Source organism: Mycobacteroides sp. H003, from assembly GCF_001440135.1.
Taxonomy (GTDB): domain Bacteria; phylum Actinomycetota; class Actinomycetes; order Mycobacteriales; family Mycobacteriaceae; genus Mycobacterium; species Mycobacterium gwanakae.
Genome location: NZ_LJYL01000021.1, coordinates 94,636 through 120,625, shown reverse-complemented (window position 1 = coordinate 120,625; position 25,990 = coordinate 94,636). Strand labels below are relative to the sequence as shown.

The 25,990-nt window shown below is 65.2% G+C and carries 25 protein-coding genes; 19 read left to right on the top strand and 6 right to left on the bottom strand.

Annotated elements, in window-relative coordinates:
- Window positions 1–137: 137 nt before the first annotated feature.
- Together AOT87_RS15800 and AOT87_RS15795 are read left to right on the top strand one after the other, a co-directional pair.
- Window positions 138–1,178, top strand: a complete 1,041-nt coding sequence (locus AOT87_RS15800; protein ID WP_057967068.1) for a pyridoxal-phosphate dependent enzyme — start codon at window positions 138–140, stop codon at window positions 1,176–1,178.
- 75 nt (window positions 1,179–1,253) lie between these two features.
- Window positions 1,254–2,222 carry a hypothetical protein gene (locus AOT87_RS15795; protein ID WP_057967069.1) on the top strand — a complete coding sequence of 323 codons (969 nt, stop codon included), beginning with the start codon at window positions 1,254–1,256 and terminating at the stop codon, window positions 2,220–2,222.
- 141 nt (window positions 2,223–2,363) lie between these two features.
- Here AOT87_RS15795 and groL read toward each other — a convergent pair whose 3' ends face one another.
- A complete protein-coding gene (gene groL, locus AOT87_RS15790) occupies window positions 2,364–3,989 on the bottom strand; it encodes a chaperonin GroEL (protein ID WP_057967070.1) in 1,626 nt (541 codons plus the stop codon).
- 345 nt (window positions 3,990–4,334) lie between these two features.
- Here groL and AOT87_RS15785 point away from each other — a divergent pair, with 345 nt between their 5' ends.
- The 3 genes from AOT87_RS15785 to AOT87_RS15775 are packed head-to-tail and all read left to right on the top strand — an operon-like array spanning window position 4,335 to window position 5,649.
- The gene (locus AOT87_RS15785; protein WP_057967071.1) at window positions 4,335–4,811 is read left to right on the top strand and encodes a DUF417 family protein; all 477 of its coding nucleotides are present in this window, start codon (window positions 4,335–4,337) and stop codon (window positions 4,809–4,811) included.
- Window positions 4,792–5,421 carry an RNA polymerase sigma factor gene (locus AOT87_RS15780; protein ID WP_057967072.1) on the top strand — a complete coding sequence of 210 codons (630 nt, stop codon included), beginning with the start codon at window positions 4,792–4,794 and terminating at the stop codon, window positions 5,419–5,421. The genes AOT87_RS15785 and AOT87_RS15780 overlap by 20 nt, the downstream gene beginning before the upstream one ends.
- Window positions 5,422–5,649 (top strand): anti-sigma factor, encoded by a 228-nt coding sequence (locus AOT87_RS15775; protein WP_057967073.1) that lies wholly within the window; start codon window positions 5,422–5,424, stop codon window positions 5,647–5,649.
- Window positions 5,650–5,679: 30 nt separating this feature from the next.
- Here AOT87_RS15775 and AOT87_RS15770 read toward each other — a convergent pair whose 3' ends face one another.
- Window positions 5,680–6,243: a TetR/AcrR family transcriptional regulator gene (locus tag AOT87_RS15770; RefSeq protein WP_057967074.1), complete on the bottom strand. Its 564-nt coding sequence runs from the start codon at window positions 6,241–6,243 to the stop codon at window positions 5,680–5,682.
- A 111-nt stretch (window positions 6,244–6,354) separates the two neighbouring features.
- Between AOT87_RS15770 and AOT87_RS15765 the strand changes: the two genes are divergently transcribed.
- Both AOT87_RS15765 and AOT87_RS15760 read left to right on the top strand, forming a co-directional pair.
- Window positions 6,355–7,266 (top strand): SDR family NAD(P)-dependent oxidoreductase, encoded by a 912-nt coding sequence (locus AOT87_RS15765; RefSeq protein ID WP_057967075.1) that lies wholly within the window; start codon window positions 6,355–6,357, stop codon window positions 7,264–7,266.
- Between the two features lie 146 nt (window positions 7,267–7,412).
- A complete protein-coding gene (locus AOT87_RS15760; protein ID WP_057967076.1) occupies window positions 7,413–9,107 on the top strand; it encodes a DEAD/DEAH box helicase in 1,695 nt (564 codons plus the stop codon).
- On the opposite strand, the gene AOT87_RS15755 is transcribed toward AOT87_RS15760, so the two are convergent.
- On the bottom strand, window positions 9,104–10,018 hold the full coding sequence (locus tag AOT87_RS15755; protein WP_057967120.1) for an SDR family NAD(P)-dependent oxidoreductase: 915 nt from the start codon (window positions 10,016–10,018) through the stop codon (window positions 9,104–9,106). The two genes, AOT87_RS15760 and AOT87_RS15755, sit on opposite strands and share 4 nt — an antisense overlap.
- A 209-nt stretch (window positions 10,019–10,227) precedes the next feature.
- Between AOT87_RS15755 and AOT87_RS15750 the strand changes: the two genes are divergently transcribed.
- Together AOT87_RS15750 and AOT87_RS15745 are read left to right on the top strand one after the other, a co-directional pair.
- Window positions 10,228–10,803 carry an MspA family porin gene (locus AOT87_RS15750; RefSeq protein ID WP_081342997.1) on the top strand — a complete coding sequence of 192 codons (576 nt, stop codon included), beginning with the start codon at window positions 10,228–10,230 and terminating at the stop codon, window positions 10,801–10,803.
- A complete protein-coding gene (locus AOT87_RS15745) occupies window positions 10,800–11,171 on the top strand; it encodes a hypothetical protein (RefSeq protein WP_081346281.1) in 372 nt (123 codons plus the stop codon). Before AOT87_RS15750 ends, AOT87_RS15745 begins: the two co-directional genes overlap by 4 nt.
- On the opposite strand, the gene AOT87_RS15740 is transcribed toward AOT87_RS15745, so the two are convergent.
- Window positions 11,168–11,548, bottom strand: coding sequence for a VOC family protein (locus AOT87_RS15740; RefSeq protein WP_057965244.1), 381 nt, complete (start codon window positions 11,546–11,548; stop codon window positions 11,168–11,170). The genes AOT87_RS15745 and AOT87_RS15740 overlap by 4 nt on opposite strands.
- A 15-nt stretch (window positions 11,549–11,563) precedes the next feature.
- A complete protein-coding gene (locus tag AOT87_RS15735) occupies window positions 11,564–12,361 on the bottom strand; it encodes an HAD-IIA family hydrolase (protein WP_030095715.1) in 798 nt (265 codons plus the stop codon).
- A gap of 116 nt (window positions 12,362–12,477) precedes the next feature.
- On the opposite strand from AOT87_RS15735, the gene glp reads away from it, so the two are divergent.
- The 10 genes from glp to mnhG all read left to right on the top strand — a co-directional run bounded on the left by glp (window position 12,478) and on the right by mnhG (window position 23,952).
- Window positions 12,478–13,671 (top strand): gephyrin-like molybdotransferase Glp, encoded by a 1,194-nt coding sequence (gene glp, locus AOT87_RS15730; protein WP_057967078.1) that lies wholly within the window; start codon window positions 12,478–12,480, stop codon window positions 13,669–13,671.
- A 247-nt stretch (window positions 13,672–13,918) separates the two neighbouring features.
- Entirely contained in the window at window positions 13,919–14,650 is a 732-nt protein-coding gene (locus AOT87_RS15725) for a phosphatidylserine decarboxylase (protein ID WP_057967079.1), read from the top strand.
- An 11-nt stretch (window positions 14,651–14,661) separates the two neighbouring features.
- Window positions 14,662–15,549 carry a CDP-diacylglycerol--serine O-phosphatidyltransferase gene (pssA, locus tag AOT87_RS15720; RefSeq protein WP_057965245.1) on the top strand — a complete coding sequence of 296 codons (888 nt, stop codon included), beginning with the start codon at window positions 14,662–14,664 and terminating at the stop codon, window positions 15,547–15,549.
- A 6-nt stretch (window positions 15,550–15,555) separates the two neighbouring features.
- Window positions 15,556–17,772, top strand: a complete 2,217-nt coding sequence (locus AOT87_RS15715; RefSeq protein ID WP_057967080.1) for an AAA family ATPase — start codon at window positions 15,556–15,558, stop codon at window positions 17,770–17,772.
- 86 nt (window positions 17,773–17,858) lie between these two features.
- A complete protein-coding gene (locus AOT87_RS15710; RefSeq protein WP_057967122.1) occupies window positions 17,859–20,708 on the top strand; it encodes a Na+/H+ antiporter subunit A in 2,850 nt (949 codons plus the stop codon).
- A complete protein-coding gene (locus tag AOT87_RS15705) occupies window positions 20,705–21,169 on the top strand; it encodes a Na(+)/H(+) antiporter subunit C (RefSeq protein ID WP_057967081.1) in 465 nt (154 codons plus the stop codon). Before AOT87_RS15710 ends, AOT87_RS15705 begins: the two co-directional genes overlap by 4 nt.
- A 5-nt stretch (window positions 21,170–21,174) precedes the next feature.
- Window positions 21,175–22,767 (top strand): Na+/H+ antiporter subunit D, encoded by a 1,593-nt coding sequence (locus tag AOT87_RS15700; RefSeq protein ID WP_057967123.1) that lies wholly within the window; start codon window positions 21,175–21,177, stop codon window positions 22,765–22,767.
- Window positions 22,764–23,339 (top strand): Na+/H+ antiporter subunit E, encoded by a 576-nt coding sequence (locus tag AOT87_RS15695; RefSeq protein ID WP_030095723.1) that lies wholly within the window; start codon window positions 22,764–22,766, stop codon window positions 23,337–23,339. Before AOT87_RS15700 ends, AOT87_RS15695 begins: the two co-directional genes overlap by 4 nt.
- Window positions 23,336–23,629, top strand: coding sequence for a monovalent cation/H+ antiporter complex subunit F (locus AOT87_RS15690; protein WP_057967082.1), 294 nt, complete (start codon window positions 23,336–23,338; stop codon window positions 23,627–23,629). Before AOT87_RS15695 ends, AOT87_RS15690 begins: the two co-directional genes overlap by 4 nt.
- Window positions 23,626–23,952, top strand: a complete 327-nt coding sequence (gene mnhG / locus AOT87_RS15685) for a monovalent cation/H(+) antiporter subunit G (RefSeq protein WP_046252462.1) — start codon at window positions 23,626–23,628, stop codon at window positions 23,950–23,952. The genes AOT87_RS15690 and mnhG overlap by 4 nt, the downstream gene beginning before the upstream one ends.
- Here the strand turns inward: mnhG and AOT87_RS15680 are convergent.
- Entirely contained in the window at window positions 23,949–25,877 is a 1,929-nt protein-coding gene (locus AOT87_RS15680) for a MinD/ParA family protein (RefSeq protein ID WP_057967083.1), read from the bottom strand. The two genes, mnhG and AOT87_RS15680, sit on opposite strands and share 4 nt — an antisense overlap.
- Between the last annotated feature and the right edge of the window lie 113 nt (window positions 25,878–25,990).

The following is a 25,990-nucleotide window of genomic DNA, read 5'->3' as shown; positions in this document are numbered from 1 at the left end:
GGTGGCCCGGTCTTACCGGGGAACGGCCCCAACGTCCACGTTGCCGATGGCACCGGACGCGCCGCACTACGTGGCGGCGCGGTAGCGACATCGTCGACATACAGGGCAAATACGATCAGAAGGGCTGGCAGCTGAGAGTGGACAGACATTTTGCGGAGTCGGTGGGGCGCCCCGACCTGATTCAGTTGGCCGACGGGATGTTCTGTCTGCGATTCGAGACCATGAAGGTTGTTTCGGCCATGGCGGCCGTGCAGCAGCTGCTGGACAGCGGCGCGATTGATCGCGAGACAACCCTCCTCGACAGCTCCAGTGGTATCTACGCGCACGCGCTGGCGCTGGCCGCACATCGCCACGGCCTGAAATGTCACATCGTGGGTTCCACCACGGTCGACGAGACACTGCGCGTGCAGCTGGCCATCCTCGGCGCGCACTTCGAGCAGATGCCCCCGACTCCGAACCTGAAACTGGATCAGAACCGCCGGGTTGCCCGCATCCACGAGATTCTGCGCGAGCGACCCAACTACCACTGGATGCGCCAGTACCACGACGACATTCACTACGCTGGGTACCGCCCGATTGCTCACCAGATCCGGCGCGAACTCGGGGACACCGCGCTGACCCTTGTCGGCGGCGTGGGTACCGGCGCATCAACCGGAAGCCTCGCCACCGAGCTGCGCGTCGACGCACCCGATACCCGCTTGGCGGGGATACAGCCGTTCGGCTCGGTGACTTTCGACGCGGAACATCTCGACGACCCTGACATCATCATTGCCGGCATCGGCAGCTCCATTCCCTTCGAGAATGTGGACCCAAGCCTGTACGACACGGTGCACTGGATCGGCTTTGGCGCCGCACAGTCGGGTGCCATCGAACTACTGCGCAGGCACGCGGTCTTCGCGGGACTGTCCACCGGTGCGGCGTTCCTTGCCGCTCAATGGGAGAAGGAACGCGCCCCCGAGCGCGCGGTGGTTTTCACCGCACCCGATACCGGGCATCGCTACGTGCAGAACGTGTTCGCCCGTCACCAGGACGCCGCTGCCATGGCGGAGTTCTCACCAAAGGCCGTGGCGGACAACGCCGATCTGGCACTGCCCTGGTCGTACCGCGACTACGACAGGCCTGCGTCCGGTTTCGTAGCGGACGTACACAGCCTGTGCGATGCCGCCGCGCACACCTAATTAGCCACGGCCCGCGACACTGCGACACCCGCGAGTTCCAGGCTCAGCAAACATGTTCATTGCTAGCCTGAATCGGTGACTTACCCACCACAGGAGCCGCCCGCAGCGGGCGATCCGTCAGCGTACGACCCACACCAGCCGCCCCCGGGGTACCAGCCGCCCCCGCCGCCTGGATATCAACCCGGATACCAGCCGGGTCCTCCGCCGGGAGCCCCCCAGTACCCGGGTGGACAATTCCCGCCCCCTCCCCAGGGATACCCGCCTGTTGGCTACGGCTATCCGCCGCAGGCGCCGTGGCCACCGCAGGGACCGTTCAGCGCCGGTGAGTCGTGGAGCTGGTCGTGGGCCCAGGTCACCAAGCGCTTCGGAACCTTCATTCCGCCGTATCTGGTCTGGTTCCTTGCGATCGGTGTGCCGTTCGGAATCGTCTACGCGATTCTGATCGCCAGCCTGCCGCAGACCAGCACCAGCGGCTACGGCGGTGATTCAAGCTCCTCGTACTCATACTCGTATGAGGGACCCGAGTTCTCCGGCGGAGCCATCGCCATCATCATCCTGCTCTACGCGGTGGTGTTCGCGGTCAGCCTCTACGTGGGCGCCTGCATCGTCAGCGCCAATCTCGATGTCGCCGACGGCAAGCCCGTGAGTTTCGGAACCTTCTTCCGCGCCCGCAGTTTCGGCGCCTACGCGGGGACCGCGCTCTTGGTCGCGCTCGGAGTGCTGATCGGAAGCTTCTTAATCATCGGTGGAATCATCTTCGGGTTCTTCTCCCAGTACGCCGTGTTCTTCGCCATCGACCGCGGCCTGGGCCCCGTTGATGCGATCAAGGCCAGCTTTCAGATCGTCAAAGACAATCTGGCACAGGCCTTGCTCGTGTTCCTGATCACCTTGGGTGTTGCTTTCGCCGGTGTCGCAGCGACATTCATCACCTGCGGCTTGGGCGGCATCATCGCCTACCCGACGATTGCGGCCCTATCCGGTCTGATTCACGTCTACACCTACCGGCGTCTGACCGGCGGCATCATCGCACCAGCACCGGTGTAAACCTCGGCGCCGCAAGCCGAGTGGGAATCTCACGAGAGAATCGAGCCCATTTCCCACGCCAGATTCCCACTCGGCGCACGGAGTCACCAACGAAAAGGCCCGGCCTGCATGACGCAGGCCGGGCCTTCTTCGTTGGTGGACTTAGAAGTCCATACCGCCCATGCCACCGGTCGGGTCGCCCGCAGGTGCGGCGGCCTTCTCCGGCTTGTCGGCAACAACGGCCTCGGTGGTGAGGAACAGCGCCGCGATGGACGCCGCGTTCTGCAGCGCCGAGCGGGTCACCTTCACGGGGTCGGCAACGCCGGCCGCGAGCAGGTCCTCGTACACGTTGGTCGCCGCGTTCAGGCCGTGGCCCGCAGGAAGGTTCGCGACCTTCTCCGCGACGACACCCGGCTCCAGACCACCGTTGAAGGCGATCTGCTTCAGCGGAGCCGACAGCGCCACCCGGACGATGTTGGCACCCGTGGCCTCGTCACCCTCGAGCGAGAGCGAGTCCAGCGCGGGGGCAGCCTGCAGCAGGGCGACGCCACCACCGGCGACGATGCCCTCTTCGACGGCGGCCTTCGCGTTGCGAACGGCGTCCTCGATGCGGTGCTTGCGCTCCTTGAGCTCCACCTCGGTGGCAGCTCCGGCCTTGATCACCGCAACACCGCCGGCCAGCTTGGCCAGGCGCTCCTGCAGCTTCTCGCGGTCGTAGTCGGAGTCACTGTTCTCGATCTCGCTGCGGATCTGCGCCACGCGACCGGCGATGGCGTCGGAATCGCCCGCGCCCTCGACGATGGTGGTCTCGTCCTTGGTGACGACGACCTTGCGAGCCTGCCCGAGCAGGGAGATGTCGGCGGTCTCCAGGGAGAGGCCGACCTCTTCGCTGACGACCTGGCCACCGGTGAGGATCGCCATGTCCTGCAGCATCGCCTTGCGACGGTCACCGAAGCCCGGAGCCTTGACGGCGACGGACTTGAAGGTGCCGCGGATCTTGTTGACGACCAGGGTCGAGAGAGCCTCGCCCTCAACGTCCTCGGCGATGATCAGCAGCGGCTTGCCACCCTGGATGACCTTCTCCAGCAAGGGAAGCAGGTCCTTCACGGTCGAGACCTTGGAGCTGACCAGCAGGATGTAGGGATCCTCCAGGACGGCTTCCTGACGCTCGGCGTCGGTCACGAAGTAACCCGAGATGTAGCCCTTGTCGAAGCGCATACCCTCGGTGAGCTCCAGCTGCAGGCCGAAGGTGTTGGACTCCTCGACGGTGATGACACCCTCGTTGCCAACCTTGTCCATGGCCTCGGCGATCAGATCACCGATGGACTGGTCACCCGCGGAGATGCCCGCGGTGGCCGCGATCTGCTCCTTGGTGTCGATCTCCTTGGCGGAGGCCAGCAGAGAGCTGGTGACAGCCTCCACGGCCTTCTCGATGCCGCGCTTCAGGCCGAGCGGGTTGGCGCCGGCGGCGACGTTACGCAGACCTTCCTTCACCAGAGCCTGGGCAAGCACGGTGGCGGTAGTAGTGCCGTCACCCGCGACGTCGTCAGTCTTCTTGGCAACTTCCTTGACCAGCTCAGCGCCGATCTTCTCGTACGGGTCCTCCAGCTCGATCTCCTTGGCGATGGACACACCATCGTTGGTGATCGTGGGGGCGCCCCACTTCTTCTCCAAGACGACGTTGCGACCCTTGGGGCCCAGCGTCACCTTGACCGCGTCAGCGAGGGCGTTGAGGCCCCGCTCCAGGCCGCGGCGGGCCTCTTCGTCATACGCAATTGTCTTGGCCATTGCGAAGTGATTCCTCCGTATAGGGGGTGGCACGTTCTTTGGCCGGGCTCAGTGCCCGCGACGGACGGACGCAGCTGTGTGGGCTGCGGCCTCACCGTCCCGGCCTAGCACTCACCGGTCGTGAGTGCCAATGCCATTTTTAGCACTCGGACATGGCGAGTGCAAGGGCGATTGGCCGAAGCCCGGGCCAACAAACACGACGTCGGCTCCAGATCAAAAGCCGTGGTGATGTGGACGGACGCCGATACCCACGTCGCACCCTTCGGTCTGCCCCCCATGCTGTAACGCTTTGCGTCCTGCAGAGCACTCAGTCGTGTCACCATCCCCATCAGTAGAGGAGTCGCCATGATCACCGCTCAACTGCAGCGTCACATCGAACCGGACGCACCCTTGACGCGCGCCGGGGTCGCCCTGGCGCGCTACGGGCTCGCGATCGTCATCGCATGGATCGGCATGCTGAAGTTCACCGAGTTCGAGGCCAACGGCATCGTGCCGCTGGTGTCCCACAGTCCGCTGATGTCCTGGGTGTACGACGTCTTCTCGGTCACCGCGTTCTCATCGCTACTCGGAATCGTGGAAATCACGATCGCAGTCCTGCTCTCCGTCAAGCCGTGGTTGCCCCGGCTCTCGGCAGTCGGCAGCCTCATGGCCATCGGCATGTTCGCCACCACTGTGAGCTTCCTGTTCAGCACACCGGGGGTGTTCGAGAGTGCGGCCGGAGGGTTCCCGGTGCTGTCCTCGACCGGGCAATTCCTCATCAAGGATGTCGCGCTCCTCGGCATCTCCGCCTGGACCTTGGTCGATGCACTCACGCGACGCTGAAGCAGCCCTCGTCGCTTCGCTACAAGCAGGCGACGAGGGCGCGTTCGCGCAGGTGGTGGACGCACACACGCCCGCGATGCTGCAGCTCGCGCGCAGCTACGTGAGAAGCCGCGAGATCGCCGAAGAGGTGGTGCAGGAGGCCTGGCTCGCATTGTGCAAGGGGATCGACGCATTCGAAGGTCGATCAACACTGCGCACCTGGCTGTTCACGATCCTGATCAACATCGCCAAGGAACGGGGAATCCGCGAACGTCGCGATACCGCGAAGGCCATCGCGGCATTTACCGGAGGGACCGTCGACCCGGGCCGTTTCCAGGACACCGGCGAGTGGGTGGGCCACTGGCGCGACGACGCCGCACCGCATTCGTTTCCCGAGACGCCGGAGAATCTAGTGCTCTCCGAGGAGCTGCTCGCCCACGTAGTTCTGCAACTCGACGGGCTGCCGGAGATGCAGCGCGTGGTGGTGACGATGCGGGACCTACTGGGACTCGATTCGAAGGAGGTCGCCGAACACCTGGGAATCACCTCGGCCAACCAGCGCGTACTCCTGCATCGCGGACGGGCGGCAGTGCGCCAAGGACTTGAGGACTACATGAAGGACGTGAGTTGAATGAACTGCGACGAACTCGTCGAACTGATCACGGAGTACCTGGACAATTCACTATCACCGGTCAAGGGCGCGAAGCTCGAGGCACACCTGTTGGAGTGCGACGGATGCGTGAACTACCTGAACCAGTACAAATCCACCGTGTCGATCTTGAGCCAGATCCCGCAGGACGGCCCCAGCGCGGCGCTGCGCGAAAGACTGCTCGCCGGTTTTCGGGAGCGGCAACGCTGAGCCGCGAACACGGCCCTGCCTATGACGCGCCTAACGACGCGGCCGTAGCCCGTCGAAGACAACGTCGGTGACCTGCTGCGAGACCTCTTTGTTGTAGCTCTGCATGGCCTGGCACCCCACCAGGAGCGCCTTTACCTCGTGCACGCCGATATCGGAGCGCACCGTGCCCGCCCGCTGTGCGGCCTTCACCAAATCACCCAGGACCGCGTAGAAGGATTCCTCGATCTGAGGGATAAGAGCTTCGACACTGACACCCGCGCCGGCCAGGGCATCCACCAATCCCTGATCGGTCCCACCCCACTCGACCATCACGCGCAGGAATCCGAATAGCGCCTCACCCGGATCGGCCGACTCCAGTAGCTCGCGCCCCTTACCGATCACTGTGCTCATCCGGTCTTCCGCGACGGCGCGATACAGATCCTCCTTGGCCGGAAAATGCCGGTAGACGGTCCCGGCACCCACTCCCGCGCGCCGCGCGATCTCGTCGATCGGGACACCGAGGCCCTCCTCGGCAAACGTTTGATAGGCAACCTCAAGGACCCGCGCACGGTTGCGGGCGGCGTCAGCACGCAAGGGCCGGGCAGGTTGATCCATCTCACACTCCTCGAGGTTCCAACACGCCTTGACAAAACGGGGCGTGCGTTCCGTATATTCGTAAGCGGAGTAGCCGCCCCGTTTACTGAAGATATTACCCAAGGAGCCCCCATGACCAAATGGAATACCACCGACATCCCCGATCAGACCGGTCGCGTCGCGATCATCACCGGTGCCAACACCGGCCTCGGGCTGGAGACCGCCAAGGCGCTCGCCGCGCACGGCGCCCACGTTGTGCTCGCGGTGCGCAATACGGAGAAGGGAAAGGCAGCGGCCGACGCGATCACCGCGGCCCACTCGAACGCCGACGTGACCCTGCAGCCGTTGGACCTTTCCTCGCTGGAGTCGGTACGCCGGGCCAGTGACGAGCTCAAGTCGCGCTACGACAAGATCGACCTGCTGATCAACAACGCCGGGGTCATGTGGACCGAGAAATCCACCACCGCCGACGGCTTCGAGCTGCAGTTCGGCACCAATCACCTGGGGCACTACGCATTCACCGGCCTGCTCCTGGACCACCTGCTACCTGTCGAGGGTTCACGTGTGGTGACCGTCTCCAGCATCGGGCACCGCATTCGCGCCGGGATCCACTTCGATGACCTGCAATGGGAACGCGACTACAACAGGGTCGCGGCCTATGGACAATCGAAGCTGGCCAATCTGTTGTTCACCTACGAACTGCAGCGGCGCCTGGCAGGCACCAATACGGCCGCCCTGGCGGCGCACCCCGGCGGCTCCAACACCGAGCTGGCCCGCAACTCTCCGCTGTGGGTCCGGGCCGTTTTCAACGTGGTGGCGCCATTGCTGGTCCAGGGTGCGGACATGGGCGCGCTGCCTACACTGCGGGCCGCCACCGACCCTGCGGCCCTGGGCGGGCAGTACTACGGACCGGACGGATTCGGCGAACAACGCGGCAACCCCAAGGTCGTCGCATCGAGCGAGCAATCCTATGACCTCAATTTGCAGCGACGTTTGTGGTCGGTATCTGAAGAACTCACCGACGTGGTCTTCCCGGTGAAGTGAGCTGAACGGAAAGAGGCGGGCACTGTGCTGATTGTCGCCGACTGTCACTCTGGTGACACGACACGCGGTGCCCGCCACGCCCGTCGGGATGCACTCCCGTAATCCGTTGCGCTAGTCTGCAGTCCAATCAGTGAGGAGTCTGACGGGTGCGGGCTGTAGAGGCGCCCAGCACCCATACATTGCGGGGCTGGCAGCGTAGGGCATTAGTGCGGTATTTGGCCGCCAAGCCCCGAGATTTCCTGGCGGTCGCGACCCCGGGATCAGGGAAAACAAGGTTTGCCCTGCGCATTGCTACCGAGCTGCTGGCCGACGGCACGGTCGACAAGATCACCGTGGTGGTGCCGACCGAACACCTCAAGGTCCAGTGGGCTCAGTCGGCCACTTCCTTCGGGCTGTCTCTGGACCCGAGATTCAGCAACTCGGACGCACAGAACTCCTCGGAGTACCACGGAGTCGTCGTCACCTATGCGCAGGTGGCAAGTCACCCCACCCGGCACCGGGTCCGCACGGAGAACCACCGCACGTTGGTGATCTTCGACGAGATCCACCACGCCGGAGATGCCAAGAGCTGGGGTGAAGCGGTCCGCGAAGCCTTCGACGACGCGACGCGGCGCCTCTCCTTGACCGGAACCCCGTTCCGCAGTGACGACAGCCCGATCCCATTCATCAACTACGAGCCCGACGGCGCGGGCTTCCAGCGCTCGCAAGCCGACCACACCTACGGCTACTCCGAGGCGCTGGCCGACGGCGTGGTGCGTCCCGTGGTGTTCATGGCGTACTCGGGCGAGGCCCGTTGGCGTGACAGTGCCGGCGAGGAACATGCCGCGCGCCTCGGCGAACCACTCACCGCCGAGCAGACTGCGCGCGCATGGCGCACCACCTTGGATCCCAATGGCGAATGGATACCCGCGGTGCTGCGCGCCGCCCATGCGCGGCTGCAGCAGAAGCGCAATGGCGGGATGACCGATGCCGGCGCCATGATCATCGCCTCCGATCAGAAGGCGGCCCGCGCCTACGCGAAACTACTGACCACCATCACCGGATCGGAACCCACGGTGGTGCTCTCGGACGACCCGAAGTCCTCGGATCGCATCGCGCAGTTCTCCAACAGCACCAGCGAGTGGATGGTCGCGGTGCGCATGGTGTCCGAGGGCGTCGACGTGCCGCGCCTTGCCGTCGGCGTGTACGCGACAAGTGCCTCGACGCCGCTGTTCTTCGCCCAGGCGATCGGCCGGTATGTGCGCTCCCGAACACAAGGTGAGACGGCCAGCATCTTCCTGCCCTCGGTGCCGACACTGCTGGAACTCGCCAGTCTGCTGGAAGAGCAGCGCAATCACGTACTCGGTAAACCACACCGCGAGCCGATGGGCGATGAGGAGCCGGTGGAGCGCAAGCGCACCGAACCGGGCGAGGAAGAGAAGGGCTTCGAATCGCTCAGTGCCAGTGCCGAACTGGATCAGGTGATCTTCGACGGCGCCTCCTTTGGCACCGCGACGCCAGCCGGCAGCGAGGAGGAAGCCGAGTACCTCGGCATTCCCGGCCTGCTCGATCCGAATCAGATGCGAGATCTGTTGCGGCGCAGACAAGAAGAGCAGCTCACCAAGCGCACCGCTTCCGGCGAGGTACCCCCGGAAATCACTTCGACACACGGTCAACTGCGCGAACTGCGTCGCGAGCTCAACGCCTTGGTGTCGGCCACGCACTTCAAGTCGGGTAAACCGCACGGCTGGATTCACAATGAGCTGCGCAGGCGGTGCGGAGGCCCCCCGGTGGCCGCGGCCACCCGCGATCAGCTCAAGGAACGCATCGTCGCCGTGCGCACCCTGCATCGGGAGCTCTAGACGGGGAAACTCACTCCAGTCAACTCTCCCGAGACAGACCAAAGCCGTTGTTGCAGAGCCTGATCGTGTGACTGCCTGGTGGACTTGACCACCTTGGGATACCCACGAAACTCACCAAAGCCCGAGGGCCCGTAGTACTGGCCACCGACGGCGGTGGGGTCCGTAGCGGCACGCAGACTGGGCAAGGCGCCCATGGCCGGACTCTGGGCGAGTTTCAACGCCGCCGCACTGAGCGCCTCCGGACCGAAGGTGATGTGACGCATCAGCTCGGTACCCGACGCACCGGGATGCGCCGCCAACGCCACCGTCTCGGCCCCCGCAGCGTGGAGGCGCCGCTGCAGCTCGTAGGTGAACAACAGATTGGCCAGCTTCGACTGGGCATATGCCCCCACCCGGCTGTAATTGCGCTCCCACTGTAAGTCATCGAAATGTATTGCGGCTCTGAACTTATGACCGTTGCTACTGACGGTTACGACGCGGGAGCCACGCACCGTCGTCAGGTTCTCCAGCAGCAGGGCGGTGAGGGCGAAATGGCCCAGATGGTTGGTGCCGAACTGCAGCTCGAAACCGTCCGCGGTGTTGCCCTTCGGCGGATACATCACCCCGGCGTTATTGATGAGCAGATCGATCTGTGGGTATTGATCACCCAATTGTTCAGCGGCAGAACGGATATCCGAGAGGGAAGATAGATCCAGGCGCTGCAGCGCCAGGTTGCCTGCGGGCGCGGTCTTCCCGATCTCTTCGACAGCGGCAGCACCCTTGTCCAGATCGCGGACCGCAAGAACTACCTGCGCCCCCGCGGCCGCCAACGCGCGGGCCGTCTCCAGGCCCAGTCCGGTATTGGCACCGGTGATGATGGCGACGCGTCCCGTCTGGTCGGGAATGTCGGCGGCGCTCCAATGTGCGGTCACACACGCATCCTGCCCCAGATCCACCGCGCTGCCCAGCCTGCTTATTCACAGTTCTCCCGGTGTTCGATACCAGGAATCCCACAGCAGGGGTCAATACGCTCATCGCCGGATCACTGAGCTTGGCCACCTACTGCATGTAAGGCGGGTCCGTGCGCAAACTTACTTCTGTTGCCACCCTTGTAATTTCACTTCTGTGCTCGGGCACGGGAGTGGCTGCGGCAGACCCGCTGCCGGTCGCCGACGTCAGCCAGTCTGCCGATACCGACGACGGCTGGCATCTGAGTGCTGCGCTGTCGCGGATGACTATCAACTCTGTGCCAAACATGGCCGCCACAGCGTTCACACGAGAGGGGTTTGTCACCGGCAAGGCCCTCGCCAGCATCGACGGTAACGGCGCGGTTCCGGTCAACTCCGGAACCCTCGTCATGGGGTTGCAGCTGGGCTGCCAGATCGACCTCAGCGAGGGCGGAAGCGTCGACGTCGGCGCGGACGCGGGAGTCAGTCCCGGCTTCTCCGGCGGCAGCAATCTGCTGGCTATGGTCGGCCCTTACGCGGAAGTCAACGGGAGCATCTCGGTCAATCTGCTTCCGGGGACGATCAAGAACATCGTGCTGGGCAAGAAGGCCCTCAAAGGACGCACCGGCGAAATCGTGGTTCACGATGCCCACGTGAAAGTCGACGCCTGCGGCGGACCAGTCTCCATCCGGTTCTTCACGACGGCGCTGATCGACACCGACAAGTCCGACGACAGCGTGAACGTGTACGGGGACATTCTTTCGCTATGAGCCCTACCCACGCGCGACTACAACGCCACCGAATGGCACGGCTGATCATCGCCACCACCTTGTGCGCAAGCCTCATTGTCGGTCCGGCATCCGTGGCACGGGCGGACAACTGCAGCCCCGGCGACTTCGGCGCGGCGCAAGGATGTGCTCCCCCAGCCGCCGCGACCGGCGGCGACAAGGCCGAGAGTTGGCCCCCGACGAGTGTGGACTGGCCACCTGAACCCGACTCGGACACCGATTCCGCCGGTCAACAGGGCGCCGCACCGCCTCCGATCGTCATGCCCGCCGGCGTGGCACCCGTCAAACCCGCATCGCCGGCGCGGGAACCGGCCAGCGCGCCGGCGCCGATTGTCAGTGCCGGCCCTTAGGCGGGCGCCGCCCCGTGAAACACCGCCTCGACGTTGTTGCCGTCAGGGTCGCGGACGAACGCACCGTAATAACCCGGGTGATACTCCGGCCATAGCCGCGGCGCATGAAGGGCCTCGGCGCCTTCACCCGTCGCCGTCGTGAAGAACTCGTCGACCTTCTCGGTGCTCTCGGCAGAGAAGGCAACGTGGATCTCGCGATTGGGTCCGCCCGCGGCATCGCCGCCGCCGATCCAAAAGTCAGGCTTTCCCGCGGTCCCGTACCCGATGGCGACACCGAAATCCATCTGTCGCGTGTACCCGAGAACCCCGAGCACCTTGTCATAGAACGCGGCCGCGGTCGGCAGGTCCGCGCAGTTGATACCGAAGTGGTCGATCATGAGGCAGATTCTGGCTCACAGGTCCGACAACAAGGACGGCAAATCGGCGATCGAATCGATGACGTACGCGGGTTGCATCGAATACTGATCGGCAGCCCATCTGTCGAGGGTGTCTTGACGGAACTTCCCGGTGCGCACCAGCACACCCGTCATCCCGACCACCTGGGCCGCCAGCACATCGACATGCAGGTCGTCGCCCACCATCACGACTTGATCCGGCTCGCACCCCATCCGCTCGGCGGCCAGCTGAAATCCCGCCGGGGCGGGCTTGCCGACAGCGACCGCCTTGCGCCCCGAAACCTGTTCCATGCCCGCCAGGTACACACCGGTATCGACGCGCAATCCCTCGCGTGTGCTCCACACCGCGTTGCGATGCATCGCGACCACCGGGATTCCCTGAGCCATCAGGTCGTATACCCGGCTCAGCGCCACATGATCGAACTGCGGACCGGCCCCACCAAGAATGATGACGTCGGGATCATCGGAGAGGGATTCGACGAAGTCGACCCCAGGCATGTCGGCGGTGATGTCCCCGTCGTTCAGCAGATAGCACCGGGCGCCGGGGTGCTGGGCGATCACGTGATCGGCGGTCAGCATGGCGGCGGTAATCACCTCGTCGGCGGGCACCGCCAGGCCCGCGGCGGTCAACAGCTCCGCGATCTGCACTCGGGTACGCGAGGTGGTGTTCGTCAAGAAGCAACGACGAACGTCATCACTCTCCAGCACCTTGAGGGCCTGCGCGGCGCCGTCGATCGGCTCCCACGAGGTCACCAGGACCCCGTCGATATCGAAGAGCACTCCGCCGACGGTCATGGCGCTATTTTCCCGCCATGCCGTGCGCGGCGCACGCCGAGGGCATTCCGGACCCACCGGACTCAGCGAAACCCCTGCGTGCGGTATGCGCTGGGTGGTCGGGCAATAATGAGCCGATGCGTTCCGTCGCCGAACACCAGCAAGTCGTCGCGGGATTGATCCAGGCGCCCGCGCTGGTCCGGGTGCCGGTAGGTGCGGCTGAGCGACTGGTCCTGGCCGCCGACGTGATCGCGCCACTGAATCTGCCGGTGTTCGACAACTCGGCCATGGATGGGTATGCGGTCCACCGCGACGATCTCGCGGGGGCTTCGCCCACCAATCCGGTGACATTGCCGGTCACCGAGGACATCCCGGCCGGGCGCACCGACGTCCTGACGCTCAAACCCGGTACCGCGCACCGGATCATGACGGGTGCGCCCCTTCCCGCCGGTGCCTCCGCGGTGGTGCCCGTCGAAGTCACCGACGGCGGCACCGAAACCGTGGCCATCACCGAAGAACCCCGTGCCGGCCAGCACATCCGGTCCGCAGGCGAGGATGTACGAGTTGGCGACACCGTACTGAGCGCCGGCACCCGGCTGATGGCACCGGCGTTGGGTCTGGCGGCGGCACTCGGACTCGAGGAGCTGACCGTGCATCCGCGCCTGCGGGTGGTCATCGCCTCCACCGGCAGCGAGTTGGTGCCCCCGGGCACCGACCTCAAGCCCGGGCAGATCTATGAATCCAACGCCATCATGCTTGCCGCCGCTGTCCAGGAGGCCGGGGCCGACGCCGTAGTGGCGCCGACCGTCGCAGACGATGTCGAGCAATTCCTCGCAGTACTCGACGAATTCGGCGCCCAGGCCGACCTGGTCATCACCACCGGTGGAGTCAGCGCCGGAGCCTATGAGGTGGTCAAGGACGCACTCACCGACGCCGGTGTCCAGTTCGTCTCGGTGGCCATGCAGCCCGGCAAACCACAGGGAGCAGGACACGTCAATGGCGTCCCGGTGCTCACCCTGCCCGGCAATCCCGTCAGCGCGCTGGTGTCGTTCGAAGTGTTCATTCGCGAGCCGTTACGCGCGGCGATGGGGCTGGCGCCCGCGCGGGCGCGCCACGAGGCCGTCCTCACCGATCCCATCTCCGCGCCCGCGGGTAAGCGGCAGTTCCGGCGCGGGTACTGGGATGCCGACAGAGGGACCGTGACGGCTGTCGGACCTCCCGCATCGCATCATTTGAGATGGCTGGCGGCCTCGAACTGCCTGCTGGACATCCCCGAGGATGTCACCGAACTCGCGGCGGGGACCACTGTCAGCGTGTGGAATCTGAGCTGATCACGGCGGTTGATTGTCTAGTCACCGCGGAGCACCGAGAACTCGAGTGCGAGCCTCACGCGGATTTCACGACAGATTTTCGCGTGAGACTCGCACTCGTTTGTGCCCAAGAGCGAATACGACCCGACTGCACCGTAAAGGTGTATTACTCAGGTGACTCGTTGATACCCCTCGGGAGGCACCACCTGACAACGGCGTCTGGGGAACCACGTCCCCAACTGCATGCCCGCATCACTAGGATGGTCCGGTGGCAAGACGCCCCCGCCCCGTAGGTTCAGAGCCGGACTCCGGCATCCCGCATATCGTCGAACTCATCCGCACGACGATCCCACCGATCCATCCGGCAGGACTCCCGTTCATCGCCGGTGGAGTTGGGCTGGCGGGACTTGGGTTCAAGAATCGCTGGATTCGCGGAACCGGGCTGGCGCTCGCGGGCGCGTGCGCCGCATTCTTCCGGCATCCTGCGCGCATCCCACCCAACCGTGCCGATGTGGTGGTTGCCGCGGCCGACGGCCAGATCTGCTTGGTCGATCGCGCGGTACCTCCGCCGGAACTGGGGCTGCCCGCCGAGCCTCTCCCCCGCATCAGCATCTTTCTGTCGGTGTTCGATGTTCACGTGCAGCGGGTCCCCGTCGCCGGTGAGGCGACGGCAGTCATTCACCGCAGTGGGCAGTTCCTGTCGGCCGACCGTGCCGAGGCGAGCGTTGCCAACGAACGCAACAGCGTGCAGATCCGTACTCGCACCGGGCACGATGTGGTGGTGGTCCAGATCGCCGGACTCATCGCACGCCGGATCATCTGCCACGCCAAGGTCGGTGACCAGTTGTCCATCGGCGACACCTACGGATTGATCCGATTCGGTTCCCGGGTAGACACCTACCTGCCCGAGGGGTCGAAAATTCTTGTCCAGCCAGGGCAACGAGCCGTGGGCGCCGAGACCGTGCTGGCCGAGCTGCCGTCCTCCACCGATAACGCGTAAGCGGCTCAGTCATGAACCAAGCCGCGTCCTCGAAGCGCCCCGTACACATCCGGATTCTGCCGAGTGTGATGACGGTGCTGGCGATCTGCGGTGGCCTGTCCTCGATCAAGTTCGCGTTCGACGGAAAGCCCTACATCTCGCTGACCCTGATCGCCGCGGCCGCGATCCTCGACGGTCTCGACGGCAGGATCGCCCGGCTCTTGGACGCGACATCGCGAATGGGCGCGGAGATCGACTCGCTGGCCGACGCGGTGAACTTCGGTGTCGCGCCCGCGGTGGTGCTCTACATCTCGATGCTCTCGGATACCCCGACAGCATGGGTCTTTTCGCTTCTCTACGCGGTGTGCATCGTGCTGCGGCTGGCTCGCTTCAACACATTGCTTGACGACGATTCCCAACCCGCGTTCACCAAGGAGTATTTCGTCGGAGTGCCCTCCCCCGCGGGCGCGCTGATGGTGCTGGCCCCGCTGGCGGCCTTGCTGCAATTCGGCGACGGATGGTGGTCGTCGGTATGGGCGATATGCGCATGGATGGTGTTCGTATCCATGCTCATCGTTAGCCAGATCCCCACCGCGGCCATGAAATCCGTCTCCGTGCCGCCCCGCATGGTGGTCCTGCTGCTCGCGCTGGTGACGGTGGCCGCCGCCGGACTGCTGCAATACCCATACGTACTGCTGCTGATTCTGATCGTTGTCTACCTTGCCCATATCCCGTTCGCCTGGCGCAGTCAGCGCTGGGTGGCGGCCCGACCTGAGTCGTGGGACGCCAAACCCAAGGAGCGACGGGATCTACGCCGCGATCAGCGCCGGGACCAGCGGCGCGCCTTCCGGCACGCCGCACTCCCCAAGCGGCGCACAGCGGAGCGTCTGGGGTTGCGCCGGCCCGGTGGGCCACGCTAGGTACGCATGAGCGAACATCCCGATGCTCTTGGCCCCAATGGCCCGTCACTGACTCTCACCGCTCGCCTCAACACTTCGGCCGTCGACTCGCGGCGCGGCGTGGTCCGCTTGCATCCAGAAGCGATTGCAGCCCTTGGCATCCGGGAGTGGGATGCGATTTCTCTGACCGGATCACGAACAACGGCGGCTGTCGTCGGGGTTGCACCGCGCTCAGTTCCGGCCGGCACCGCCCTGCTCGACGACGTCACGCTGTCCAACGCGGGGTTGCGCGAGGATGCGTCGGTCATCGTCGCCCCCGTAACGGTGTATGGCGCACGGTCAGTCAGCGTCAGCGGTTCTTCTCTTGCCACCCAATCTGTTTCGTCCGCGACTCTTCGGCTGGCGCTACTGGGCAAGGTCATGACCGTTGGGGATACCGTGTCGCTGCTGCCACGGGACCTCGGACCTGGCACGTCCACGTCGGAGGCTACGACGACGCTGGCCCGGTCGGTGGGGATAACCTGGACCTCCGAGTTGCTCACGGTGACGGCGGTCGATCCGGCCGGTCCGGTCAGCGTGCAACCCAATTCTCTTGTCAGCTGGCAGGGCGCAAACCCGTTGAGCCCCAATGCGCGACAGACGGCTCTGCCTGCCGAAGCCGTCGCTGTGGCTCCGTCACCCGAGCCCCCCGCCGCGATATCCGTGGAGGACCTCAAGGGCTCCCGGGCGCAGGCGACCCGGCTCACCGAGTGGCTCAAACTCGCCCTCGATGAACCCGGCCTGCTGAAAACACTGGGTGCGCAGCCGAATCTGGGTGTGCTGATATCTGGCCCCGCCGGCGTCGGCAAGACGACGCTGGCGCGCGCGGTCTGTGCGCCACGCACGCTCGTCGAGCTGGACGGGCCGGAAGTGGGGGCCACCACCGCGGAAGGACGTCTCACCGCGATACGGGAGGCCGTGAGCCGGATCCGGCAGTCTGGCGGCGTCTTGCTGATCTCCGATATCGACGCTCTGCTGCCGGCCACCGCAGAACCCGTGGCGACACTCATCCTGGCCGAACTACGTTCAGCGGTAGCCACTTCCGGCGTTGCATTCATCGCAACGACCGCACATCCCGACGCCATCGACGTACGCCTGCGCGCTCCCGAGCTGTGCGACCGTGAGCTGGGCCTGAGCCTGCCCGACGCCGCTACCCGTAAGTCACTGCTGGAAGTCCTCTTGACGAAGGTGCCGGCGCAGGACCTACAGCTCGACGAGATCGCCGCGCGAACACCAGGTTTTGTGGTGGCCGATCTGGCCGCGCTGGTCCGCGAAGCCGCATTGCGGGCAGCGGCACGGGCCAGCGAGAAGGCCAGCGCCCCCGCCCTGACCCAGGAAGATCTTGTCGGTGCCCTGTCGGTGATCCGACCGCTGTCCCGTTCCAGCACTGAGGAAGTGGCCGTCGGGTCGATAACTCTCGACGACGTCGGCGACATGGTGGCCACCAAACAGGCTCTGACAGAGGCCGTCCTGTGGCCGTTGCAGCATCCGGACACTTTCGAACGCCTCGGCGTGGACCCGCCCCGTGGGGTACTGCTGTATGGACCGCCCGGCTGCGGAAAGACCTTCGTGGTGCGGGCGCTGGCTAGCTCCGGACGGTTGTCGGTGCACGCGGTCAAGGGCGCCGAGCTGATGGACAAGTGGGTCGGCGCCTCCGAGCAGGCGGTGCGCGAGCTGTTTCGGCGTGCGCGCGATTCGGCGCCATCACTGGTCTTCCTGGACGAAGTGGACGCACTGGCGCCGAGGCGCGGGCAGAGCTTCGACTCGGGTGTCACCGATCGCGTGGTGGCGGCCCTGCTGACCGAACTGGACGGGGTGGAACCGCTGCGCGATGTGGTGGTGCTCGGCGCCACCAACCGGCCCGAGCTCATCGACCCGGCGCTGCTGCGTCCAGGCCGGATGGAACGCCTGGTGTTCGTCGAGCCACCGGATGCTCAGGCCCGCAAAGACATTCTCAAGACGGCCGCGCGGGCGGTACCACTGGACGCCGATGTGGATCTGGACGCGCTCGCAGCTGGCCTGGACGGCTTCTCGGCCGCCGACTGTGCGGCGCTGCTGCGCGAGGCCGCGATGGCGGCCATGCGGCGATCCATCGACGCCGCCGATGTGACAGTCGCCGATATCGAAACCGCGCGGGCCACAGTACGTCCGTCGTTGGATCCCGTGCAGGTAGCATCCCTGCGCGCGTTTGCTGACAACCGCTGAAAAGGGTTGCGTCGCGCCAATCGACGAGCGCCCCGTAAACTAGGCAGCACGACACCCCGCCCAACAACCGATAGACGGGAGTGCCTTTGCTTGCCATTCTGCTTGCCCACGCACTTGCCGCCGCGATGGCGCCGTTACTTGTGGCGCGCGTTGGTCGACTGGCGTTCTACCCTCTTGCCCTGGTCCCTTTGGGTTCGCTGATCTGGGTATTGGCAAGATGGCCTGCCGCCGGGGCGGACACTCGTATCGACATCCCCTGGGTGCCCGAGCTGGCGATGGACATCTCTCTGCGCTTCGACTCGCTGGCCGCGATCATGGGCGTGCTGGTGCTCGGCATCGGGTCGCTGGTGCTGTTCTATTGCGCGAGCTACTTCCGGCATCGGGACGGGCACACCGAGCCACGGCTTCCGAGTTTCGCTGCCGAGCTGGTGGCCTTCTCCGGGGCCATGTTCGGTCTGGTGATAAGCGACAACCTGCTGCTGCTGTACATCTTCTGGGAACTGACGACCGTGCTGTCCTTCCTCTTGGTGGGTCACTACGCGGAACGACTCGCGAGTCGCCGCGCGGCGGTACAAGCACTGCTGGTGACCACTGCTGGTGGACTGGCGATGCTGGTCGGGATCATCGTGCTCGGCCATGTCGGCGGAAGCTTCCTGCTCTCTGACCTGATCGCAGATCCGCCATCGGGTATGGCCGCCAGCGTCGGTCTGGTGCTGATACTGATCGGCGCCCTGAGCAAGTCCGCCATTGTCCCCCTGCACTTTTGGCTTCCCGGCGCCATGGCCGCACCAACCCCGGTCAGCGCCTATCTCCATGCCGCGGCCATGGTGAAGGCCGGTATCTATCTGGTGGCCCGCATGTCGCCGGGATTCGCCGAGGCGACACCGTGGCGGCCCGTCGTGCTGGTGTTGGGCATCGCCACCATGATCCTGGCGGGCTGGCGCGCCCTGCGCGAGTACGACCTCAAGCTGATCCTGGCCTTCGGCACGGTGAGCCAACTCGGATTCCTGGTGGTGCTCACGGGCACTGGTGATCCCGACATCCTGTTGGCCGGGCTGGTCATGCTGTGCGCGCACGCCCTGTTCAAGGCCGCACTGTTCATGGTGGTGGGAATCATCGACCACACCGTCGGGACCCGCGATATCCGCAAGTTGGCGTGGCTCGGAAGACGCGAACCGTCTCTACTCGTGATTGCCGGGCTGGCCGCCTCGAGCATGGCGGGGGTTCCACTGACCCTCGGATTTGTCGGTAAGGAGCTGGCCTTCGCGACGGTGCTGCACAGTCAGGTGCTCGGTTCTTCCGCCCCCTGGGTGCTGGCGGGGATAGTCGTCGGATCCATGTTCACCATCACGTACAGCATGCGGTTCATCTGGGGAGCATTCGCACGCAAGGGTTTACCCGAGCCAAGCGCCCGCGTACAGGGCATGCACGCTCCGGCGCCTGCCTTCCTGGTGGCACCCGCCGTGCTGTCGGTGGCAAGCATCGCGGCCGGGATACTGCCCGACTGGCTCAACTGGGCGCTGGGCAGCTACGCCAATCCCGTCGACGCGCATATCGCGATCTGGGAGGGCTTCGGCGTACCGCTGCTGCTTACCGCGATCGCGTTCGCGGTCGGTATCTTCGCGTTCTTCTCGCGGGGACGCCTGCGCAAGGCCCGGCTCGCCGTCAACCCACTGGGTAATGCCGACCGCGGCTACGACGCCGTTCTGCGCGGTGCCGATGTGCTGTCCCAGCGGCTGACCGCACTGACGCAACGAGGCTCGATCCCGTTCACCCAGGCCACCATTCTGGTGACCCTGGTGACACTGCCGACCATTGTGCTGGCACTCGGAGCCCGCGACGAGCCGCACCTCAAACTGTGGGATTCGCCGCTGCAGGGGGTGGTCGGGTTACTGATGCTTGCCGCCGCCATCGGCGCCACCGTCATGCGCAACCGTCTGGCGGCGGTGCTGCTCGTCGGCATCACTGGCTACGGAACAGGCGTTATCTTCGCACTCCACGGGGCGCCAGATCTGGCGCTGACGCAGTTCCTCGTCGAGACCCTGACCCTCGTCATTTTCGTATTGGTGTTGCGCGCCCTACCCGCCGAGTCGGATGCTGAGCAGGCCAACAGATTCCGGCTGCCCCGTGCCGTGCTCGCGATTGCGGTCGGATGCACCGTGACGGCGCTAGGGGTGTACGCGATGGCGGCGCGACGTGATCGCCCGATCGCCGACCTGCTCCCCGAGGCGGCATATCAGCGCGGGCACGGCGCCAACTCGGTGAACGTGCTGCTGGTGGATATCCGTGCCTGGGACACCCTCGGCGAGATCTCGGTACTGCTGGTTGCCGCGACGGGCGTGGCTTCGTTGATGTTCCGGCACCGGCGTTTCGGAAGAGCTCCCCGGGTCGGGGACGCGGCGGGTCAACCGGATGTGGTGGTGGCCTCCAGCGTCTGGTTGCGCGGGAGCGAACTGCGCGACCCCAAGCACCGGTCGTTGGTTCTGGAAGTCGCGACACGACTCATCTTCCCGCTGGTCATGGTGTTGTCGTTCTACTTCTTCTTCGCCGGACACAACGTTCCGGGCGGTGGATTCGCCGGTGGCCTCACGGCCGGTCTGGCTCTCGTACTGCGCTACCTCGCCGGTGGGCGGTATGAGCTGGGCGAGACACTGCCATTCGACGCAGGCAAGATCCTCGGGCTCGGGCTGGCGTTTTCCGGCGGGACAGCATTGGCTTCGATCTTGCTGGGGGCCCCGGTGTTGTCTTCGGCCACAATCCAATTCGATGTGCTCGGATTTGGGCACGTCAAGATCGTGACGGCACTGTTCTTCGATCTGGGCGTGTACCTGGTGGTCGTCGGTCTGGTACTCGATGTGCTGCGCAGCCTGGGCGCACGCTTGGATGTGGAGCTCGAAGAGTCTCCACGGACCCGGGCGGGGGTGCGCGCGTCATGACCAATCTCGGACTACTCATCATCATCGGCGCCCTCACCGCATGCGGCGTGTACCTGATGCTCGAACGCAACCTGACGCGCATGGTGTTGGGCCTGCTTCTCGTCGGCAACGCGGTGAACCTGCTGATCCTCACCGTGGGCGGCCCGTCCGGTAATCCACCGATCATCGGACGCGAGTCCGCGGGCCGGACCTCTATGGCAGATCCGTTGGCCCAGGGCATGATCCTCACCGCGATCGTCATCACCATGGGTGTTGCCGCATTCACTCTCGCCCTGATCTATCGCATGTTCACGTTGGAAGCCGATGACGTCGTCGACGACGACGCCGAGGACGCGCGCGTCGCCCAGGAACCACTTGAACCCGTCACTGACGGCAGGGAAGAACACCACGAGGCGCCCGAATCCGGCGACGAGGACTCGCCGTCCGAACTCGACGCACTTCCGGCGGGTGAGAAGTTATGAACGCCATGGCTGTTCTGACCCCGCTCCCGGTCCTCGTGCCGACCGCCGCGGCAGCGTTGACGCTGATCGCGGGCCGTCGCCCACGACTGCAACTGCTGATCACCGTCACGGCATTGACCACGGTGCTCGGAGTCTGCGCGGTACTGCTCTACCTGGCAGATCGCAACGGCACCTTCGCACTGGCGGTCGGGGGCTGGGGGCCTACCGAGGAGAAACTGGGGCCGCTCGGAATCACCCTTGTGGTGGACCGGCTTTCGGCATTGATGCTGGTGGTCTCGGCCATCGTGTTGCTCGCGGTGGTGCTGTACGCGGCGGCGCAGGGTATTCGGGACGGTGACGAGCGCCAGCCGGTGTCGATCTTCATGCCCACGTACCTGGCGCTGTCCGCAGGTGTCTGCAATGCCTTCCTGGCCGGCGACCTGTTCAACCTGTATGTCGGTTTCGAGGTACTGCTGGCCGCCAGCTTCGTGCTCCTGACCATCGGCGCCAGCGGTGACCGGGTGCGGGCGGGTATCTCGTACGTGATGGTCTCGATGATGTCCTCGGTGGTCTTCCTGCTGGGCATCGCGTTCGTCTACGCGGCAACCGGAACATTGAATATGGCCGAAATCGCAGTCCGCGCAGACGGTATACCGTCGGGTACCCGGATGGCGATCTTCGCGGTGTTGTTGGTGGCCTTCGCCATCAAGGCGGCGGTCTTCCCGCTGTCGACGTGGCTACCCGACTCCTACCCCACCGCGCCCGCACCCGTGACCGCGGTCTTCGCGGGCTTGCTCACCAAAGTGGGTGTGTACGCCATCATTCGCGCACATTCGCTGCTCTTCCCGGGTGGAGTTCTGAACACGGTGCTGCTGGTGGCCGCGCTGCTGACCATGATCGTCGGCATCCTGGGCGCCATCGCGCAGAGTGACATCAAACGACTGCTGTCCTTTACCCTGGTCAGCCATATCGGGTACATGATCTTCGGCATCGCGCTGTCCAACGAGCTCGGCATGTCCGGCGCTATTTACTATGTGGCACACCACATCATCGTGCAGACAACGTTGTTCCTCGTGGTGGGACTCATTGAGCGCCAGGCAGGGGCGTCATCGCTGAATCGCCTGGGTGGTCTAGCGGCCGCCAGCCCGCTACTGGCCTTCGCGTTCGTGGTGCCGGCCTTGAACCTCGGAGGCATACCGCCGTTCTCGGGGTTCATCGGCAAGGTCGCATTACTGGAGGCAGGGTCGCTGCAGGGCTCGGTGCTGGCCTGGACCTTGGTGGCCGGGGGCACCATCACGAGCCTGCTAACCCTGTATGCGGTGGCACGGGTGTGGACCAAGGCGTTCTGGCGGCCGCGCGCCGACGCACCGGAGGGCGATCTCGCCGCGGCGACACCGTCCGCGCTTCTCGATGACGGAGAAGAGGTTGCGTTTGTCGACCGTGCCGACGTAGGCCGGATGCCGGCCGGCATGTTGGCGCCCACATTGGGTTTGATCGCGGTCGGGGTGGCGCTGACCATATTCGCCGGTCCGATCATCGGCATGAGTGATCGTGCCGCCGCCGAGGTCCGTGACCGTGCGGTATACATCAGCGCGGTCCTCGGGGGTGGCCCTCGATGAAAAGCCTCACGATGTACGGCCCTCGCGAAATTGTCTTGCGCATCTGGATTTTGGTGTGGCTCATGCTGGTATGGACGATGCTGTGGGGAAACTTCTCCGTCGCCAACACCGTTACCGGGCTGCTGGTGGCACTGGTCATCACGGTGCTGCTACCGATGCCCCGGCTGCCGGTGGAGGGCCGCCTGCATGTCGGTTCGATGATCCGGCTCGCCTTCACGGTCGCGTACTACATGGTGCTGTCCAGTCTGCAGGTGGCATGGTTGGCGATCAGGCCGGGCGCACCACCGTTGAGTGCCGTACTGCGCGCCCAGCTTTCGGTGAAGTCCGACTTGGTGATGGCGCTTCTGCTCAACACCCTGACCATCATCCCGGGATCGGTGGTCCTGGAAATAGACCAGGAACGCCGGCTGGCGTACGTGCACGTGCTGGATGTGGGCTCGCCCAAGGCTGTGGCGACTTTCTACGCCCAACTGCGGCAACTGGAAAGACTTTTCATCGCAGCCTTCGAACGGGACGCCGATTGGCATCCCGACGATGACACCACCGAGTCCGAGATGAGGGAGGGACTGTGAACGTCGTATGGCACATCGCGGCCGTGCTGCTCATCGCCGCGGCGACCATCACCACATACCGGCTGCTCGCCGGCCCCAACACGCTCGACAGGCTTGTCGCCGTGGACACCCTGGTGGCCGTCACCATGTGCACGCTTGCCGCATGGGCGGCCTACAGCCTGGATTCCACTGTGCTGTACGGGATGGTCGCGCTGTCTCTCATCAGTTTCCTCGGCTCGGTGAGCGTGACACGATTCCGCGTACCCGACACCGCGATCGACCCACGCGACGAGAAGAGGCAACCACGATGAACACTCTTCTCGACGGCATCTCGGGTGCGCTGGTGTTACTCGGTTCCGCGCTGGCCCTGACCGCCGCGATCGGCGTGGTGCGATTTCCTGACACGTTGGCCCGCATGCACGCCGCCTCCAAGCCTCAGGTGTTGGGACTGCTGCTGGTTCTGGCGGGTGCCGCGCTGCGGCTGCGCGGGCACGCCGACGTCAGCATGATTGTGCTCACCGGGCTGTTCACCATCATCACCGCCCCCGTCGTCGCGCATCGGGTTGCACGGCTGGCCTATCACGAACGCAGCGTTCGCGACGACCTGATGACGACCGACGAACTGGAGCGCTAGCCCCAGCTGGTCTGCCGGGTGTTTCCGCCCTCGTAGAAGCCATCGGCCACCGAGGCCGCCAGTTCCATGAACGCCAGCCGGGTCTTCTTACCCATCAGATCCAGCGAGATCTCCGACCCCTCCGACAGATGGTTGTCGAACGGGACGATGTGCACCGCCCTGGCCCGCGTGAGGAAATGCCGGCTCAGCTGTTCGAGGTCGATCGAGGAAGCACCCGGCCGTGACGAGCTAATGGCCACCACAGATTGCCGCACCAGGTGCGAATACCCGTGGTGATCAAGCCAATCCAGGGTCGCAAGGGCGCTACGCGCACCGTCGATGGCCGGCGAGGTCACCAACACAATGGCATTGGCCTCACCGAGCACGCCGGCCATCGCCGAGTGCATGAGTCCGGTACCGCAGTCGGTCAGGATGATGTTGTAGAACCGCTGCAGGATCCGCATCACCGCCAAATAGTCGGCTTCGGAGAACAGCTCGGAGGCCGCCGGATCGCGTTCGGAGGCCAGCACCTCCAGGCGGCTCGCGCTCTGCGACGTGTGCCTGCGCACGTCGGAGTATCGGTGAATATCAGGATCGCGCAACAGGTCTCGCGCGGTGGAACGTGTCTCATCCGGGCCGCGTTGAGCAAGCGTCCCGAAGTCCGGGTTCGCGTCGACGGCGATCACACGGTCACCGCGCAGCGAGGCAAAGGTGGCACCCAACGAGAACGTAGTGGTGGTCTTGCCCACGCCGCCCTTTAAGGACAACACGGCGATTCGGTAGTCACCGCGGACGGGCAGGTTGATTCGGTCGATCAACTCGCTGCGATGCGACTCGTCCGACGACTCGCCGGGGTTGATCGCGCCACCCGAGAGTCGGTGAACGGCCTTGCGCCACCCGCTTCTCGGCAGCGGCTTGACTGACCTGATGAGACCAAGCTGGTCGTGGCTGGGCCCCTGTGGTCGTGATGGTTGCGGGGGCTGCGGCGCCGGCCGATACACGGGCGTTTCGGGGCGGGCAGCCGTGAACGGCGTCTGACCGGGAACAAAGGGGGCCCGCTGCGGCGCCGCCGGCACGTTCCAGTCCGCTCGAGGATATGCCGCCGGAGGGGCCACCGGGGCTGGAGGCAGAGGTGGGGCCGGTGCCCACGACGGCGCGGGTGGCGTTGGTGCGGGCGGTGTTTGGGGCACTTGCCCACCCCACGGTGTCTTGCCCTCCGGAATCATCGAGGACGCATCATCGGGCCTGATCTGGGGCGCGGGTGCCGGCGCAACGGGCGGGGGCGGGGGCACCTCGGCGGGCACCTCGACGTCAGGTGCTTCGTCCCTGGGCGCCTCTTCCTCACTGCGGACCTGAGACTGTTCGGTAGGAGGCGCTCCGGCCGAAGACTCCGGCACCACCGCAGAGGTGGGCCAAGCAGGCAGCTGACTTGCCCACTCCGGGTTAGGAGGGGGCGCAGTGGGCGTGACGGGTTCCGCCGGAGCCGGCGGCCCCGGCGGTGGGGCGGAGGGCGCCGGGGGTGCGTAATAGTTCTGTGGCGGCGGCCCGTAGTAGTTCTGCGGGGGCTGCTGGGCCGGCGCACCGTATCCCTGTGGCGGAGGCTGCGGCGCCCCCTGTTGAGGCGGAGCTTGAGGCGCCGGGTTCTGGTACTGCGGCATGCCGTACGCGCTCAGTGGATCCGGTTCCCATATCGGATTCATCGGACGCTGATGGTTCCGTTGGCGCCGTGAGAGTTTGGGAGTCTTCGGCAGCGGAGGCGGCGGCTTGAGCGTCGGTTGCGGAAAGTAATCGGCGCTGGGCGGCACGAATTCCTGGTTGTTCGGGTTCTTGGACCGGCGGAACGGATTGCCCTTGGTGTCCCCGCCGCCCAGCCCGTCAGCGATGGGCTCGCGCCACGGGCCGCTCGGCGGCGGCGAGTCAGGTGTGTTGTCTTGGGAGTCAGCCATATCAGATCACTTCGCCATCATTGCCAAGCACGACATCGTGGTCCGTTACCAGACGGTCGATTGGGATACCAATCGAGAGCACACCGGCGGCAAAAGCCCGCCGGGCGTCTCTA